Here is a 2,908-nt window from a genome sequence, read left to right as displayed (position 1 = left end):
ATCAATGAGGCGATCGAAATCGCCAAGACTTTTGGTGGCACCGACGGTCACCGCTTTGTCAACGGCGTGCTGGACAAACTGGCGCTGGAAGTGCGCGCTGCCGAAGTGGCAGCGGCCGACCGCAAGCGGCGCTGATGCTGCTGCGTTTCGATCTGTATGGCCGGCAGCAGATCGCCATTCGCCGCGAAGGCGACGGGTGGCGTGCCTACCGTCCCGGTAACGGCACCCTGGTGCCGATGGCGGAGCTGCCGATTCCGGCCGGGCTGGCGGCGGCCGAGCTGGCGATCTATCTCGACGACATCTTTCACGAAATGGGCGAACCCGGTCGTGAAGTGCGTCTGCTGGCTTGATGGCGATGGCGCTGGGTGAATTCGAGCTGATCGAGCGTTTTTTCAAGCGCGAGCAAGCCGGCGTGCTGCTTGGCGTCGGCGATGATGCGGCACTGCTGGCGCCCAGCCCCGGCATGCAACTGGCAGTGTCGGCCGATACCCTGGTGGAAGGCCGGCATTTCTTTGCCGGTACCGACCCCTATGCCATCGGCTGGAAGTCGCTGGCGGTCAATCTTTCAGACCTTGCTGCCATGGGTGCCACGCCGCGCTGGTTCACCCTGTGCCTGACCCTGCCGCGCGCCGATGCCGACTGGCTGCAGGCGTTTTCTGGCGGCCTGTTTGCGCTGGCCGAGGCGCATGGCATTGCCCTGGTCGGCGGCGATACCACCAGCGGCCCCTTGGCGATTTCGATCCAGATCATCGGCGAGCTGGCACCGGCTGCGGCATTGCGCCGCGATGCGGCGCGGCTTGGCGACGATATCTGGCTATCCGGCCCGACTGGCGCGGCCGCGCTGGCGGTGCAGCAGCGGCTTGGCAAGCTGGATCTGGCCGGGGCTGATCTATTGCATTGCGCTCGCCGGCTGGACTACCCCGAGCCGCGGGTGCAGCTTGGCTTGGCCTTGGCGGGTTTGGCCCATGCGGCCATTGATGTGTCCGATGGCCTGCTGGCCGATCTGGGGCATATCTGCCAGCGCTCTGGCCTGGGCGCGGCGCTGCTGCTCGATGCCTTACCCGGCTTGCCCTTGGCCTTGCCACCGGCTGCCGATGCATTACAAGTGGCGCAGCTGAGCGGGGGCGACGACTACGAGCTGTGCTTTACCGCACCGGTCTCGGCGCGCGCGGCCTTGATAGCGCTTGGCGAGCGCCTTGGCTTGCCCATGGCGCGCATCGGCAGCATGCAGGCCGGCGCCGCTGTCACGGTGCTAGGCGCCGATGGTCGGGTGCTGCCGCAAGCGCGCGCCGGCTTCAATCACTTTGCCTGAACGGGATTTACCGCCATGACTGCCATCCGCCAGCCTGATCTGCGCTTTTTGCTGGCCCATCCTGCGCACTTTCTGGCGCTCGGTTTCGGCAGCGGCCTGTCGCCCAAGGCGCCGGGCACCGCTGGCTCGGCAGCGGCCCTGCCGTTCTACCTCTTGCTGACCTTGGTCTTGTCGCCGCTGTCAATTGCGCTGCTGTCGATTCCGCTCTTTATCGTCGGCATCTGGTTGTGTGGCAAGGCCGGCACCGCGCTGGGTGTATCGGACCACGGCGCCATTGTCTGGGATGAGATCGTCGCCATGCTGCCGCTGCTGGCCATGGTGCCGCAGGGCTGGAAGGGCTGGCTGGCAGCCTTCGTGCTGTTCCGGCTGTTTGATGTCAGCAAACCCTGGCCAATCAGCTGGGTCGATGCGCGGGTGAAGGGTGGCTTGGGCGTGATGCTCGACGATGCCCTGGCGGCGCTGCCGGCGGCGGGACTGCTTTGGCTGGGGCGTGGCTGGCTGGTGTAAATGCCGGTCGCAGCCGTGCTTACTGCTGCGTTTCAATCTGTGTACGCAACGCCTGGCAGGCTTGCCGGGCGGCTGCCAGCCGCTGCTGCTGCGCCTGTTCCAGATGCTGGCTGATCGCGGGCCCGGCCAGGCCGGCCTCGGCAAATCGTGCTTGCAGCAGTTCCACATCGCGTAGCTGACCCAGGGCATCTTGCGCAAGCTGGCCATGTGCTGCCGCTGTTTCCCAATTGCTGCCCACATACACGCCATGGCTTTCCAGCAAGTAGCGCCAGCGCTTGCAGGCAAGGCGCAGTGCGTGCCAGTGCTCCGGGTCGCTGAACAGGGCAGCTTGGTCATGCAGGCGGCTGGCAATGCCTTGCCGCAAGCGGTATTCGCGCTGTCCGATCGCCTCGATCAGTGCATGGTCGGGTAAGCGCTTCAGGCCACGGCGCAAGCGCTTGCGCAGCTTGCCCAGCGCGCGCGGCAATGCTGGCTTGTCCAGTTGGCGGCGCAGGGCCAGCAAGTTGCGGTTGCGCTGCCTGCGCTGCTGCGCCAGCCAGCTTGCCAAGTCGCGTGGAAGTTCGGGCAGCAGGTCGCGCAGCAGTTGTTCCTGCACCTCGCTGTCGCGAATCGCATTGCTGTGGGTGATATGCCGTTTGACCACACGCAGCGGCTTGCGCAGCCGCAAAGCCGGATCGCGCTGCCAGGGAGCCAGCAAGGCTGCCAGGCGCCGTGCGCTGACGCGCAGATCGTGCAGCGCCTCGCCCCGCTTGCCCGCCCTGATGCGCCGGCGATGTCGCCGCAAGGCCAGCAGGCTGGCCTCTGCTTCTTGTTTGATATGTTGGTCGAGTCGATTCATCGGTGCGGTGTTCTGGCGAGTCGCCTGAGTGGCGCGATTGATCTTTGTCAGAGTTTCTGAACTATCAGGACTGATTATTCCGATTTTTTACCGGCGGTGTGCTGCGTATCATTCGTTTCGTTGATTCAATTTTTTGAAAGAGCGGATGATATGCTGAAGGTTCGTCGCAGTGCTGAACGTGGTTTTGCCGATCATGGCTGGCTGAAGTCGCATCACAGCTTTTCCTTTGCCAGCTACCATGATGCGGACCA

General features: G+C 64.6%; 5 protein-coding genes. 4 read left to right on the top strand and 1 reads right to left on the bottom strand.

Annotated features, from left to right (window positions below):
- The 4 genes from ACE3OH_RS21330 to ACE3OH_RS21315 all read left to right on the top strand — a co-directional run.
- Positions 1–135: transcription antitermination factor NusB (locus ACE3OH_RS21330; protein WP_374357993.1), on the top strand; the 135-nt coding region annotated here is incomplete at its 5' end.
- Positions 135–350 (top strand): hypothetical protein, encoded by a 216-nt coding sequence (locus ACE3OH_RS21325; RefSeq protein ID WP_374357990.1) that lies wholly within the window; start codon positions 135–137, stop codon positions 348–350. The genes ACE3OH_RS21330 and ACE3OH_RS21325, both read left to right, overlap by 1 nt.
- Complete coding sequence (gene thiL / locus ACE3OH_RS21320) at positions 350–1,312, top strand: thiamine-phosphate kinase (protein ID WP_374357988.1); 963 nt, start codon at positions 350–352, stop codon at positions 1,310–1,312. The genes ACE3OH_RS21325 and thiL overlap by 1 nt, the downstream gene beginning before the upstream one ends.
- A gap of 15 nt (positions 1,313–1,327) precedes the next feature.
- Complete coding sequence (locus ACE3OH_RS21315) at positions 1,328–1,819, top strand: phosphatidylglycerophosphatase A (protein ID WP_374357985.1); 492 nt, start codon at positions 1,328–1,330, stop codon at positions 1,817–1,819.
- Positions 1,820–1,838: 19 nt separating this feature from the next.
- Here ACE3OH_RS21315 and ACE3OH_RS21310 read toward each other — a convergent pair whose 3' ends face one another.
- Positions 1,839–2,657, bottom strand: a complete 819-nt coding sequence (locus ACE3OH_RS21310; RefSeq protein ID WP_374357982.1) for a CHAD domain-containing protein — start codon at positions 2,655–2,657, stop codon at positions 1,839–1,841.
- Positions 2,658–2,908 lie beyond the last annotated feature (251 nt).

It is taken from the genome of Chitinimonas sp., from assembly GCF_041904975.1.
Lineage (GTDB): Bacteria > Pseudomonadota > Gammaproteobacteria > Burkholderiales > Chitinimonadaceae > Chitinimonas.
Note: the sequence above shows the minus strand (reverse complement) of the source record. Positions and strands in the feature narration are given on the sequence as shown.